Below are 13,734 nucleotides of genomic sequence, written 5' to 3'. Positions count from 1 at the left end.
TCTTTACGTAGAATATGACATTTATCAGCTTATAATTTAAGCTTTCAACTTAAAAAGCCCACCATTTCTGGTGGGCTTTGAACTCTTTCTTTTCAAAAATGACTTTTATTTATTTCCTAACATTAAAATTTCGTTACAAACAACTTCTGTAATATAACGTTTGTTTCCTTCTTTATCGTCGTAACTTCTTGTGGTTAGTTTTCCTTCGACTGCAACTTCATTTCCTTTGTTTAAATATTTCTCGATAATTTCGGCTGTTTTGTTCCAAGCAACCACATTGTGCAAAATTCTTAATTTGTATTCTTTACCTTTTATAATAATTACCTATGAATACAAGTAAGATATTAGTTTTTCTATTTCTTTATGAAGCAATAATGTATAAATATTAAGGATTATTTTTATCAGATTTAATCATTTGTAGTCGTTTGAAATTGATTTATATCCCTGTTTAACACTATTACTCTTTCTTCAATTTTTAAAACATAAATAGTAAAACATGCCCCACAATTACTAATTAAATTAATCTTTCTTCCAAAGTATTTTTCCATTTATAAAATCCCTTTTGATCTTCGCTGTAATCATGAATAACCTTACTAAAGTTTTCGTTTTTAGTTTCTAAAAAGGATTGACGACCATTATTTCGAATCAAATTCAGAGTTTGGTTTATTTGCTCTAGTTCTTTTTTAAATAGTAGAACTTCTTTAGAAAGACACCAAACATAAGTAGCCTCTTTAGTATCTAATGTTTCTAAAATGATATGATATTTTTCTTGTCCTTCCAATAAGAAGACAAATGAAAATGGATATAAAACAAATCTAATTTTTAACGTTTTATATAAATGGTGTTTTGCTAGATATAATAACTGTCTATGATGAGTATAATTAATGTTTTTTAATAAGGCTTCCAGTAGACTACCCTCAGAACCAAAGAAGGAACCTATTTTTTTAGAAACTTCTTCATTTTCTTTCTCATCCCTAGATTTACTAGTTTTAATAAAATTTTGCTCTACAAATTGAAATTTTACGCTATCTACAATTTGTTTATTAATACGATCAACATCTTCTGATGTTGCCAGTTGAGAAGCGATGATTGTATCCTCAAAACCAACCTGAATACGAACAGTAATAAATTTAGAATTCAGGATTTTTGAAAAATAAGGTTTCAAAACCTCAAATTCTGGTTGTATTTCCTCATTTTCGATTTCAAATTGAAGAGATGTTTGGGATGATGCCTTGTATGAAAAGCAAATCATTCCGTAATGAAAATCTAAATCATTAATTGGTACTTTTATAATCTTATCAATATCCTGATGTTTTTTTGAGTTTACATCAACAGTTTCGTTTAAATCATCGAATAGCGTTGCTTGTCTATCTAAATTTCGATAATATGTGTTTCGTTTTAAAAATAGTTTGTTAAGATATGGGATTTGATTATCTCGATAATCATAAATAATTGGAGTCAATTCAGAGCGTTGTATGCGTCCAATATATTGAATTAGTTTTCCTTTAAAAGCAAAAGGGTACACTAAAAAAAGACCAGAAATATCCTTAATATCAATACCTTCTCCAAAAAACTGACCAGTGGTTATAATTGCCTGATAATTACTTTGCTGTATACTTTTCCATTTTGATTTTCGTGAAGCGACATTATCTTCTCCTGAAATAGGAATAACTTCATATTTGGTTTTTAAGTACTGATACAGAACCTTAATATGCTCTTTTCGTTCTGTAATAATTACAATTTTTCGGTCTTTATTTAATTCATAATAGACATCTTTTAATATTAGTTTGTTTCTTTCTGAATCGTGAATGAGTACTTTTGAAAGTGTTTCAAAATGGTCAGTTTTTGAAGTAGAAATCACACTTCTAAGAAGGTAGCTTTGGATAGCCCCCATAGGAGGCGGCAAGGGCATGGTCAAAAATCAAACTTTTGTTGCTGATCCTCAACCCGCTTTTCTTCTTTTTCTTGGTATTTGACATATCTTTTTATCATTTCTTCGTCCAATCCAACCGTACTCACAAAATACCCACGAGCCCAAAAGTGATTGCCCCAATAGGGCTTCTTTTTCAGTTTGGGATAACTCTTGAACAGTTTTATAGCAATCTTTCCTTTCAATGTGCCCATCAACTTCGAGATTGAAACTTTGGGAGGAACCGAAACCAACAAGTGGATATGATCCTCCTGAACAGTAAGCTCCCCGACCTCGCAATGCTTCCATTCACAGAGCATTCTTATATCTCGCTCGACAAGTTCCTTTATCGCTCCCTTCAAAATCCGAAAACGATATTTTGGAACCCATACAATATGGTAGTCGCATTTATAAACTGCATGGCTAAATTTCTTATATTTGCTCATGGTACAAATATAAGGCATAGCCATCAGAACATTACCACCTGCAAAGCAGGTGGATTTTTAAGGTGAATTAAACTCAAACCCATAATCATTTCCAAAAGAAATTAATTTTTCTACGGTATTATTATAATATTCTTCAGTCAAATTGTTTGTCTTAATTTTTATACAAGCGCTTTCAAAAACTTCATCCATTTTTATATAATAGTCTTCATCAAAATAACCGTAGGTTTCTATAAACTCGTTACAATTTTCTACAAATAATAATTCACAATCTATAGTGAATTGCACGCTAATATTTTTTTTTCTGATACGCTCTAAAAGTTTAAAAGCATCTTCTTCTTTAGTATTGTTTTCAAGTATATCTGGTAATAAATATTCGTTAAATTGTTTTTTGTAACGTTTAAAAAGCTGTTCAGTATTTTGTTTAATAACCTCTTTTTCTAAAGGAACAAAAACATCAATAAAGTCTTTTGCGTCAGGTACTTTATTATAAACGTTGTAAATGATTGTTTTTAAATCTGCAACGTTTTTATCTTTCAATATTATTTTAAGTTGTTCAAAATTCATACTTCTTGAAGCGTTTTATACCAATAATGAAATGCTTCTAAATTGTGCTTTTTTAATTTATTTAGAAAAGAGTAATTATGGTCATTTATTACCCATGATTTCATATCAACAGATTTATCAAATCGTTCAATATTAGTTTTATTTCGCTCTATTTGTTTTACGATATAAGATGCTTTTGCTACAGCAATTTGTGCTTGAGGTTCTCGGAATTTTTCGCCATAAATAAAACCAGTTAAATTACTTACCCCAGATTGCATTATCTTAAACGTATCTTTATCAACCTTTCCATTGGTGCAGAAATTATAAGAATTATTAATATTGTCATCTATTATCACTTGAAAGTGATCAGAGTCTAATCCTTTATAAGCAAGTTCGTCATGTGCTACTTTTATGAAGTTTTCTCGAACACCTTTTAGTGACGGTATTCTGTCAAAAATACTTGCGATATCATAAATTTGTTTTAAAACTTCCTTTGGTTTGCTTAATGGAACTCCCGTTGTATTGGGCCCATAAGCAGTTAATTTATCTCCAAGAATGGCTTCGAGTGTTGGAGTGATAACTTTTATTGGCTTTTCTTTTTCTGATAAAAGAAAATGGGAAACTTCCGTTTCTTGTGTTTCTACATAAGGATTTTCTTCAAAAACAATATCAAGCAAAATATTATTTATATCTCCATCTTGTTTTGTTTGAGGTGTGTAAAATAATTTGAAGTGCCGTTTCTCAATACCAGATTTAGGCTTTCTTATTTTTTCTTCCCATTTAATAAAATCAGTAGATGCGACTACTTTTCCTAACAGAGCTTCAATATCTTGCTCTTTATTTTCAATGATAATATCTATATCAATGGAAAATCTTCTCGGCTCTTGTATCATTAGCATTAATGATGTACCTCCTTTGAAAATGAAATTAAGTCCTACAGATTGCAGAGCTTCTAATAGAACTAATGCTCTAATTACTTTTTCTATGATTATTGGGTCAGCATGAAATTTCTCTCTATTTGCATTAATCCAATCAGTCTGTAGGCTTTCAGGTAAAATCATTTACTATCTTTTTTATAGATTCTTTCTTTTACAAATGGCTTTTTTCTTCTTCTATCAGCATAGCGAAGCAGGGTGTCTTTTTTAATCGTATTGTATTGAAAAGCATTTTCAATAATACTATCAAGGTCACGACCTTGATATGCTGCATAAAGTTCGGTATCTATAATAAGGTCTACTAATATTTTTTCTATACTCGGAATCTTAACTTGTTCTACATCTTGAAGAGGCGCATCTGTTATTAAGTTCTTTATAATAACTATGCTTTCATTTCTGTTTGCATATTTATCTAAAATATCTTTTGATGGGTTTAAGAAAACATTGTCTCGAATATCTGAAAGAAAATAAAAAACGTTTTCTTCAGCACCTTTTTCTACTTCTATAATTGTTTCATAGATATTAGGGATATGTAGCATCCACTGTGCAATCCATTTAGTAGACCAAATTGAAATGTCTAAAAAAGGAAACTCTTCTGTTAGTTTCAAATATAAACTTTGAGTTTCTTCAGAGACTAGTGGTTTAAACTCTTTTTGCTTTCCAAGTTTGTATTTCCCTCTACCTACTCTTTGTATAACTCCATCATCAATTAGGGTATAAATACGCCAATTAATAGTTGTCTTTTTAACCTTGTTTTCGTACTTCTTATAAAAGGAAAATATATCGTTCACAGATATAGATTCTATATCCTTAAACTTACTTTTAAAAGTATCTATATGTAGTTTTTTTGTGCTAATTGTGTGTTTTTACTGCAAATATACAAAAACTATAATTCGTCAGCAAATCAAGTTTAGTGACGAAGTATAGTTTTAAACTAAAAAAAGAGCATGAATAGACGCTCTTTTTTGATCAAGTAATTTATTCTGCTACTTATTCCCAAACATCAAAAGTTCATTAACAACAACTTCTGTTACATATCTCTTTTCTCCTTCTTTGGTTTCATAAGAACGAGATGTCAATTTACCTTCAATTGCTATTTCTTTTCCCTTGGTGACATATTTCTCAACAATATCTGCTGTCTTATTCCATGCAATTAGATTATGCCATTGAACATTATCAATCTTCTGTCCTGAAGCATCTTTATAACTATCATTTGTTGCCAAAGAAAACTTTGCTAATTTCTTTCCAGATTCTAATGTAATTATTTCTGGATCGTTTCCTAAATTTCCTATTAATTGTACTTTGTTTCTAAGTGAATTCATAATTTTATATTTTTATTTTGTTCTGAATTCTTGGGTCGTAACCCATAAATTCTATTATTTTATTTAAGTTATTTCCTTGTAGTTTTGTGAGGTTATTTTCCCACTTATAAATGGTAGAATTGTAAACATCTAATTCTAATGACATTTCAAAAGCAGTATAACCATTTTCTAGCCTATATTGTTTTAAGTAGTCTCCTATTGTAACTGGGTTAATGTTATAACCCTAGGCTTGGGCTTTGGGGCGGTTAGTTGAATTTCGCAAATGGTCAACAACGTTATGCCATTGCGTATCTGTAATTTTTTCTCCTTTCGAATTTTTATAACTCTCGTTTGTAGCGATAGAAAATTTTGCTAATTTCTTGCCACTTTCTAAAGCAATAATTTCTGGATCGTTTCCTAAATTTCCAATTAACTGTACTTTGTTTCTTAACGTATTCATAAGATAAGGTTTTGTGCACTTTTTTATTTTTAAGTGCTTGTTTATAATTTGTGTTTGCCAATCTTTTTGACGTTGCAAAGTTGCGACACGATTACAGTTTTATTCGGTTATAAAACAATTACTTTCGGTTGTAATTATTTGTAGTCGTTTGTAAACGGATAATTTATTGTACCTTTATCGAATGGAAAATAGAGAATGCTTAGAGTGCAAAGAACCCGTAAAAGGTAGAGTAGACAAGAAATTCTGTTCAGATTATTGTAGAAATTCCTATAATAATCGTGTAAATAAAGACAGTAAAAACCTCATTAGAAACATTAACAATCGTCTTCGAAAAAATTATAAAATTTTATGCAATTTAAACGTTTCTGGAAAAACAAAGGTTACCAGAACCAAATTATATGATAAAGGTTTCGATTTTCAGTTTTTTACTTCAATTTATAAAACCAAGACAGGAAACACCTATTTTTATATTTATGATGAAGGCTATTTGGCTTTAGATAACGAAATGTTTTTGCTAATTAAAAGAGGTTCTTAAAATTAAGAAAATCTATAGCCAAGTATTTCCATCTACTTTAATAGCCGCTTTTAAAACATCTTTCTGACTTAATTGTCCAATTAATTTTCCTTTTTCTACAACTGGAAATCTGCGTCTGTGAGAACTAATAAATTTAAATGCAGCATCGAAAACATTCATATTTTTATCAATCGTATCTACATCTGTAACCATATATTTTTCCACAGTATTATTAATGTCTGCTGGCATATTGTAGTATTTACTTTCCGAAATATGTTTAATACAATCTGTTTCAGAAATAATACCAATTAATTCGTTTTTATCGTTAACAACTGGGCCTCCAGAAATTTTATGGGTTATTAATTGTTCGATTACATGATCCAAGGAGTCTTCTGCTTTAAAGGTTATTAAATTCGTTGTCATATAATCTGCAACTAAAATTTGCGATTCTTCTTTAGCTTGATTTGCATCTCTTTTTCCTTGAAAACTCTTGATTCCCATAATAGTATGTTTTTTGGTTGAACGAAAGTTAGCAAATTTTCTGTTTCATTTTACTTTTTATTGAAGTTTTTTTTATTTCTTACTTTTATAAAAACTAATTTATCTAATGAAAAGATTTTCTACCATTATTTCTGTTCTTATTGTTTTGGGGGTTATTTACTGGAGTTTTTCTGATGCAAAACCTTCTTTAGAAAGCCATACAACACATATTGAAACCGATTTTTCTATCGATAATGCGCTTCAACATTTAAAAAATATTAGTAAAAAAGCACATTTTGTTGGAACTAAAGCACATAAAGAAGTGCAAGATTATATTAAAAACGAACTTACGAAATTAGGTTTAGCAACGGAAATTCAAACGCAAACTGCCATTAATACAAAATGGTTTGCAGCTACAACTACCGAAAATATTATTGCACGCATAAAAGGTTCTGGAAATGGGAAAGCGCTAATGCTTTTAACACATTACGATTCGAGCCCACATTCTTCTTTGGGCGCAAGTGATGCAGGTTCTGGAGTGGTAACTATTTTAGAAGGTATTAGAGCGTTTTTAGCGAAAAACGAAACGCCAAAAAACGATATTATTATTTTAATTTCTGATGCTGAAGAATTGGGGTTATTAGGAGCTCAAGCTTTTGTAGACGAACATAAATGGGCAAAAAATGTTGGTTTGGTTTTAAATTTTGAAGCCAGAGGAAGTGGAGGTCCTTCTTATATGTTAATGGAAACGAATGGAAAAAACAGCAAATTATTGTCGGAATTTATGGCTGCAAAACCAAATTATCCTGCAGCAAATTCGTTAATGTATTCCATTTATAAAAAATTACCAAACGATACAGATTTAACCGTTTTTAGAGAAGATGCCAATATAAATGGATTCAATTTTGCATTTATTGGCGATCATTTCGATTATCATACAGCACAAGATTCTTACGAACGTTTAGACAGGGAAACACTGTTACACCAAGCAGATTATTTTACAACGACTTTAAATTATTTTTCAAATTCTAATTTGTCTAATTTAAATTCAAATGAAGATTTCGTCTACGTAAATTTTCCGTTTGTTAAACTATTAAGCTATCCTTTTTCTTGGGTAATGCCCATGCTAGTTATTGCATTTATTGTATTTATGGTTTTATTATTCTTTGGGTTTTCATTAAATAAAATTACCATAAAAGGGGCACTTAAAGGGTTTGTCCCCTTTTTAGTTTCATTAATTTTATGTGGTGGAATTTCTTTCGGGTTGTGGAAATTATTGTTGGTTATTCATCCACATTATGCAGATATTTTACATGGTTTTACCTACAATGGTTACACGTATATTTTGGCTTTTGTATTCTTAAATTTATGGTTGCTTTTTACAATTTATAAAAGAACTTCCAAAGAAGAAAAACCAACGAACTTATTAATTGCGCCAATTGTTATTTGGCTTTTAATTAATGTTTTAATTAGTAATCTATTAAAAGGTGCAGGATTTTTTATAATTCCCATTTTTTCTAGTTTGCTAATTTTAGCAATTGCTATTTTCTTAAATTTAGAAGAAAAATCGAAACGTATTTTATTTACCATTTTATCGATACCAACCATTTACATTTTCGCGCCTTTGGTAAAAATGTTTCCTGTTGGTTTGGGGTTAAAAATACTATTTGTAAGTGCCATTTTTATAGTACTAATTTTTGGTTTGATGGTTCTTACGTTTCATCAAAAAAAATCGTTTTGGACACAAAAATGGTCTGGAATTTTAGCCATTTTATTTTTCGGAATCGCCACCTACAATAACGGATTTTCTATTGATAATAAGAAACCTAATAGTTTGGTTTACATCCAAAATTCAGATGCTAAAACTGCTTATTTTGGAACCTATAACAATACTTTAGATAGTTATACTGAACAAATTTTTAAAGACAATTTCGTTAAAGGCGGCATAGAAAATGCAGAAACAAAAAGTAAATACAACACTCGTTTTAAATTTCATAAAAAAACAGCTTTTAAAAATATTTCAAGTGCAGAAATAAGTATAGAAATAGACACTATTATTGGCGGAAAACGATTCTTAGAGTTGGCAGTTATTCCTAATAGAAAAATAAATAAAATAGAATTTCTTACTAAAAATGCGCTTAAAATTCAGCAGTTTAAAGTGAATGATGTTTTGGTAAATAATGGGAAATCTTATGAAGTTAAAAATGGGACTTTTTTAATATATCACTTAGGGAATGAAGACCAAAATGTTGTGCTTTCTTTTACTGTTGATGCCACTGAAAAACTAGATTTAGTAATTAATGAAATTTCTAACGATTTACTTTCCAACGAAAATTTTAATTTAAAACCAAGAACAAAAGAAATGATGCCAATGCCATTTGTAACCAATGATGCAATTATTATTACTAAAAAGCTAGAATTATAGGTAATTATCTTTTGTAAGCATATAAAGTGTAGTATTTATAAAAAAAGCATTTCGAATTCTAAAAATTAATTTTTCTAAAAGCTATTTTTGCAATATGCTAAAAGTCCAAAACATATCTTTCAGTTACACAAAAAACAAACCCGTTTTAAATGACTTTAACTTTACTTTAAAAAAAGGAGAACATTTATGTGTTATGGGTGAAAGTGGTTGTGGAAAATCGACACTTTTAAAAATAATTTATGGTTTATTAGATGTAGATAAAGGAACTATTTTCTGGAAAGAAAATGAAGTTTTAGGACCCAAAGAACATTTAGTTCCAGGAATGGATTTCTTTAAATACGTCGCGCAAGATTTCGATTTAATGCCTTATATTTCTGTTTCTGAAAATATTAAAAAACACTTATCTCGTTTTTACCCTGAAGAAAGCGAAAAACGTACACAAGAATTATTGGAAGTTATAGAAATGAAAGCTTTTAAAAACACGAAAGTTAAAAATTTAAGTGGCGGACAAAAACAACGTGTGGCAATCGCAAGAGCACTTGCAAAAGAGCCTGAGTTATTATTGTTAGACGAACCTTTTGGGCAGATAGACAACTTCAAAAAAAACGCTTTAAGAAGACGTTTGTTTGCTTATTTAAAAGAGAAAAATATTGCTTGTATTGTTGCAACACACGATAAAAATGATGCACTTTCGTTTGCAGATAAATTACTAATTATTCGTAATCATAAAATTTTAGCTTACAATTCTCCGAAAGAAATTTACAATTCTCCAAAAGAGAAATACGTTGCAGCTTTGTTTGATGATGTTAACGAAATTACAATTAATGGAAAAACACATTTGCTATATCCACATCAAATAAAAGTTGTAGAAAAATCAAAAGAGAAAGCAACTATAACAAACGCTTATTTTAAAGGTTCTTATTGGTTAATTGAAGCTGAGTTTGATAATCAAAAAGTATTTTTTAATCGTAAAACCAATCTCGAAGTAAAAACACAAATAAACCTTTTATTTGATGTTAATTTATCAAAATAACTAAATGTCAAAGAGTAAAGAAAAAAAGTCGAAGCCCGTCAATTGCATCTAGCTTTTGCTGGGTGTTATTAATTCAGCATAAATGAAAAAAAAGATATCAATTATTGGAGGTGGATCTTCAGCTCTTTTTGTCGCTTCTTTTTTAGACTCTAAAAAGTTCGATGTTACTATTTACGAAAAAAATAAAACCTTAGGAAGAAAGTTTTTAGTCGCAGGAAAAGGCGGTTTTAATTTAACACATTCAGAAAATATTGCTGATTTTATTGAACGTTACACACCTTCTAAATTTCTAAAAAAAGCCTTAGTAAATTTCGATAATAATCATTTTAGAGATTGGCTTAAAGAAATAGGAATCGAAACTTATGTAGGAAGTAGCAAGCGTATTTACCCAGAAAAAGGCATCAAACCCATTGAAGTTTTAAATGCGATTATTTCTACTTTAGAAAAGAAAAATGTTGCCATAAAATACAACCACACTTGGTTGGGTTTTAATGCTAAAAATGAATTACTGTTTAACGAAAATAGAATTGTAAGTTCAGATATTACCATTTTTGCTTTGGGTGGTGGAAGTTGGAAAGTAACAGGTTCTAATGGAACTTGGCTAAATACTTTCAAAAATAAAGGTATTTCAACAATTCCTTTTCAAGTTTCTAATTGCGCTTTTGGCATTGGTTGGAAACCAGCATTTATCAAAAATTTTGAAGGAAAACCGCTAAAAAATATTGCAATTACCTGTAATAATAAACAACAAAAAGGCGAAGCTGTAATTACAAAGTTCGGATTGGAAGGAAACGCAATTTATGGGTTGAGTCCACAAATTAGAGAGCAATTAAAACTCCATGAAAAAGCACAAATTTATATCGATTTAAAACCAGCTTTCTCTTTAGATATTCTTACTGAAAAAGTAGAAAAATCGACTTTTAAAAACACGACTCAAATTCTAAAAAAGGAATTAAAACTAAGTGAGGTTCAAATTGGTTTATTAAAAAAATATTTAACCAAAGAAGTCTTTTTAAACGAAGATTTATTGGTAAAAAACATCAAAAGATTTCCTTTAGAAATTACAGAAACTGCTAATTTAGACGAAGCAATTTCTACTGTTGGTGGAATTTCTTTAAATGCTGTCGACGAAAATTTTGAGCTTCGGAAATTACAAAACCACTTTTGCATTGGAGAAATGTTAGATTGGGATGCACCAACTGGTGGTTATTTATTGCAAGCTTGTGCAAGTATGGGTGTTTTTCTTGCAAAAAATCTAAATAAAAAATTTACTGAATTTTAAGAATTTTTATTGAATTTCCATTAAAAATAACCTCGTCAGTTTCCTGTTTTCCTAACAATAATTTTCCAATGGGAGAAGAAACAGAAATCGCAAAGTATTTTATGCCTGCAACTGCTAGTTGCCCAGCAGAAATTGATAGGAAATAATTGGCTTTTTCTGTAAAGATAATGCTTCCTAAATGTGCATTTTTCGATTGTTTGGAAACATCTATTTTATTTAAAATCTCTTTCATTTGAGAAACTCCCGCCAATTGCTGGCCTGCTTTTTCCATTTCTAACTGCAACATTGCACGACCTGTTTCGTGTTTATCGCCAGCAGAACTTTTGGTTTCCGATTGTAATGCTTTTTGGTTAGAAGAAATTACCTCTTCTATATTTTGTAAACGTTTGTTTACAAAAGCTTCACATTGCTTAAAAAGTTCTTGTTTTAAATTCATTTTCTAAAGTAAATGCAAAAGCTCCGTAATTTCCATGATGCGAAATGGAGCAAGATCTTATAAGTTTTTTTTCTTTGTGATAATATATTGGTGCTCCAATAATCGACTTTCTTTTTTCGATTTCTTTTGATGGAATTTCGGTTTCTTTAGCAAGTTTTAATTTAATATCGCTCTCAACCATTTTTGCTGAGCTAATATTAGAAAAGATTTCTATTTTTTCTTGATAACTCTTTGCAAGTGTATAGATATAAAATTCATTAAAAATAGTTGTTGTATAAAATTCTAAATTTTCAAAAACTACAATTCCTTCCTCTTTAGAAATTAAAGCACACTCGAATTTTTTGGGTGCAAAAAAACGTTTTTTAACCTTTTGAGTATAACATTTATATGCAGCTTCTTTCATCGACCAAAATTGCCAAACTTGTAAAAAAGAATCGTTAACATTTAAAATAATTTCTTGTTCTTTTTTGGTAAATTGCTTCTCTAAAACCCCTTTTCGTTGCCAATTGCTTTGGGTTTTAGCCAAATTTAAATCAACAATATCGTTACCAATGCTAGGCATTTATCTTTTCTTGAATAATGGCTACAGTTGCTTTTACAGACAACATTTTTTCCATAGCATCATTATCTATTTCTATGTTAAATTCGTCTTCTACATCTAAAATAATGTCTACCAAATTTGCGGAATTTATCTCTAAATCGTTAATAAAGTCTGTTTTTTCGGACATGTTTTTAAAACCTTCTTCGTTTTGTACATAAGGTTTTACGATGGTTGTTAATTTATTTATAATTTCTGCTTTTGTCATTTAGTTTTATAATTTGTTTTCAGACCTCACAGATACTGTGTTAAAATCCTAATTTATTTATATTAATTTTCTATTTTTATATTTCATTTAGGAAATCAATTTTATGATTATCCTGTGGGCGATTCATTTCGCCCTTTTTTATTTCCATTGATATTCTGGATTATACTGTTGCTCATTTTTCCATAAGGTATAAATTACAATTAATAGTTTTCTCATCACAGCAATAACTCCTTGTTTTTTAGTATTTTGTTTTTCATTTAATCTTTTATAGAAAGTTTTCATTCTCTGATCAAATCTAGAAGCACAAAGTGCTGGCATATACAACGCTTCTCTTATATGCGAGTTCCCTTTTTTTGAAATTCTAGTTCGCCCTGATTTAGTTCCAGATTGATTTTCTACAACATCTAAACCAGCATAACTGACTAATTTACGAATACTACTACATTTTCTAAAACCATCTGTTTCTGCTAATAATTTAACAACAGTAAGCATTTGAATGCCTTTAATTGCTGTTATTCTATTAATTTTTTCTTCTAAATCTTTGTCTTTTGAGACCCATAATTTTATTTCTTTTTCACACTCATTTATACTATCTTCTTGCTGAACCAATAGCTTATTCATAATTGTAAGCACTTCTTCCAAAACACCGTGTTTACTCTCAAACGCATGCAATTGAGATTGTGTTGCAGATTTAGATTTTTTTAATTGTGATAACATTCTACACAAGTCTTTTATGGCTTGAAAATGTTCACTAATTGGTTCCCATAATGCTACTGAAAATGAAAACCCAAAAAGAGCGATTAATTTAGCATCAGCTTTATCTGTTTTTGTTTTTTGATGTAAACTTTTTCCAAAATATTTTATCTTTTGTGCTAATTGTACACTTACTTTTTCTTGCTGTTCAAATAAGAAATAACATAAATTCTCATGATAAACACCTGTAGCCTCCATAATATGAACTAAATAAACTTCCTTTTTACGTTTAGAAAACCATATTAAATAGTCTTTAAAGCCTTTTAGATCATTACTAAAACTACGTGTGCCTTTAATACTTAAACTTCCTGTTTGTGTTTGCTCTTGAAAACATACATCAAATTTCTTACAAGAAACATCAATGCCTACTACTTGTTTAATTACTTTGTCCATTTTGTTAGATTTACAAAG

At 29.5% G+C, this 13,734-nt stretch carries 16 protein-coding genes and 2 pseudogenes; 4 read left to right on the top strand and 14 right to left on the bottom strand.

All coding sequences use genetic code 11. From position 1 onward, the window contains the following. Positions 1-105: 105 nt before the first annotated feature. The 9 genes and pseudogenes from J3359_RS11295 to J3359_RS11255 all read right to left on the bottom strand — a co-directional run. A pseudogene (locus J3359_RS11295) lies at positions 106-282 on the bottom strand (single-stranded DNA-binding protein); the annotation flags it as partial. Positions 283-514: 232 nt separating this feature from the next. Beyond that, a complete protein-coding gene (locus tag J3359_RS11290) occupies positions 515-1,912 on the bottom strand; it encodes a DEAD/DEAH box helicase (RefSeq protein WP_208076967.1) in 1,398 nt (465 codons plus the stop codon). Between the two features lie 2 nt (positions 1,913-1,914). After that, the gene (gene tnpA, locus J3359_RS11285; protein WP_208076966.1) at positions 1,915-2,355 is read right to left on the bottom strand and encodes an IS200/IS605 family transposase; all 441 of its coding nucleotides are present in this window, start codon (positions 2,353-2,355) and stop codon (positions 1,915-1,917) included. Between the two features lie 57 nt (positions 2,356-2,412). Further along, positions 2,413-2,919 carry a hypothetical protein gene (locus J3359_RS11280; protein ID WP_208076965.1) on the bottom strand — a complete coding sequence of 169 codons (507 nt, stop codon included), beginning with the start codon at positions 2,917-2,919 and terminating at the stop codon, positions 2,413-2,415. Beyond that, positions 2,916-3,959: a nucleotidyl transferase AbiEii/AbiGii toxin family protein gene (locus J3359_RS11275; protein WP_208076964.1), complete on the bottom strand. Its 1,044-nt coding sequence runs from the start codon at positions 3,957-3,959 to the stop codon at positions 2,916-2,918. Before J3359_RS11275 ends, J3359_RS11280 begins: the two co-directional genes overlap by 4 nt. Beyond that, positions 3,956-4,624, bottom strand: a complete 669-nt coding sequence (locus J3359_RS11270) for a DUF6577 family protein (RefSeq protein ID WP_208076963.1) — start codon at positions 4,622-4,624, stop codon at positions 3,956-3,958. The genes J3359_RS11275 and J3359_RS11270 overlap by 4 nt, the downstream gene beginning before the upstream one ends. Positions 4,625-4,819: 195 nt before the next feature. Next, a complete protein-coding gene (locus J3359_RS11265; protein WP_208076962.1) occupies positions 4,820-5,155 on the bottom strand; it encodes a single-stranded DNA-binding protein in 336 nt (111 codons plus the stop codon). Positions 5,156-5,159: 4 nt separating this feature from the next. Next, complete coding sequence (locus J3359_RS11260) at positions 5,160-5,354, bottom strand: helix-turn-helix domain-containing protein (protein ID WP_302850221.1); 195 nt, start codon at positions 5,352-5,354, stop codon at positions 5,160-5,162. Between the two features lie 69 nt (positions 5,355-5,423). Continuing rightward, a pseudogene (locus tag J3359_RS11255) lies at positions 5,424-5,594 on the bottom strand (single-stranded DNA-binding protein); the annotation flags it as partial. 181 nt (positions 5,595-5,775) lie between these two features. Between J3359_RS11255 and J3359_RS11250 the strand changes: the two are divergent. Next, positions 5,776-6,129 (top strand): hypothetical protein, encoded by a 354-nt coding sequence (locus tag J3359_RS11250; RefSeq protein ID WP_208076960.1) that lies wholly within the window; start codon positions 5,776-5,778, stop codon positions 6,127-6,129. A gap of 12 nt (positions 6,130-6,141) precedes the next feature. Here the strand turns inward: J3359_RS11250 and J3359_RS11245 are convergent, their stop codons facing one another. Beyond that, entirely contained in the window at positions 6,142-6,609 is a 468-nt protein-coding gene (locus J3359_RS11245) for a CBS domain-containing protein (RefSeq protein ID WP_208076959.1), read from the bottom strand. Positions 6,610-6,715: 106 nt separating this feature from the next. Here J3359_RS11245 and J3359_RS11240 point away from each other — a divergent pair, with 106 nt between their 5' ends. From J3359_RS11240 to J3359_RS11230, 3 genes are all read left to right on the top strand, one after another. Further along, positions 6,716-9,013 (top strand): M28 family peptidase, encoded by a 2,298-nt coding sequence (locus tag J3359_RS11240; protein ID WP_208076958.1) that lies wholly within the window; start codon positions 6,716-6,718, stop codon positions 9,011-9,013. A gap of 94 nt (positions 9,014-9,107) precedes the next feature. Further along, positions 9,108-10,046: an ABC transporter ATP-binding protein gene (locus J3359_RS11235; protein WP_208076957.1), complete on the top strand. Its 939-nt coding sequence runs from the start codon at positions 9,108-9,110 to the stop codon at positions 10,044-10,046. Positions 10,047-10,128: 82 nt separating this feature from the next. Then, on the top strand, positions 10,129-11,328 hold the full coding sequence (locus tag J3359_RS11230) for a BaiN/RdsA family NAD(P)/FAD-dependent oxidoreductase (RefSeq protein WP_208076956.1): 1,200 nt from the start codon (positions 10,129-10,131) through the stop codon (positions 11,326-11,328). On the opposite strand, the gene J3359_RS11225 is transcribed toward J3359_RS11230, so the two are convergent. The 4 genes from J3359_RS11225 to J3359_RS11210 form a co-directional block, all read right to left on the bottom strand. Continuing rightward, positions 11,315-11,764 carry a 3-oxoacyl-ACP synthase gene (locus J3359_RS11225; protein ID WP_208076955.1) on the bottom strand — a complete coding sequence of 150 codons (450 nt, stop codon included), beginning with the start codon at positions 11,762-11,764 and terminating at the stop codon, positions 11,315-11,317. The two genes, J3359_RS11230 and J3359_RS11225, sit on opposite strands and share 14 nt — an antisense overlap. Next, entirely contained in the window at positions 11,739-12,326 is a 588-nt protein-coding gene (locus J3359_RS11220) for a 4'-phosphopantetheinyl transferase family protein (protein WP_208076954.1), read from the bottom strand. The genes J3359_RS11225 and J3359_RS11220 overlap by 26 nt, the downstream gene beginning before the upstream one ends. Next, positions 12,319-12,570 (bottom strand): acyl carrier protein, encoded by a 252-nt coding sequence (locus tag J3359_RS11215; protein WP_208076953.1) that lies wholly within the window; start codon positions 12,568-12,570, stop codon positions 12,319-12,321. Before J3359_RS11215 ends, J3359_RS11220 begins: the two co-directional genes overlap by 8 nt. A 138-nt stretch (positions 12,571-12,708) precedes the next feature. Further along, entirely contained in the window at positions 12,709-13,716 is a 1,008-nt protein-coding gene (locus J3359_RS11210; RefSeq protein WP_208076828.1) for an IS110 family RNA-guided transposase, read from the bottom strand. Positions 13,717-13,734 lie beyond the last annotated feature (18 nt).

The sequence above is a fragment of the Polaribacter cellanae genome (assembly GCF_017569185.1).
Taxonomy (GTDB): Bacteria; Bacteroidota; Bacteroidia; order Flavobacteriales; family Flavobacteriaceae; genus Polaribacter; species Polaribacter cellanae.
The sequence above is the reverse complement of the archived record's forward strand: the minus strand, read 5'-3'. Positions and strand labels throughout refer to the sequence as shown.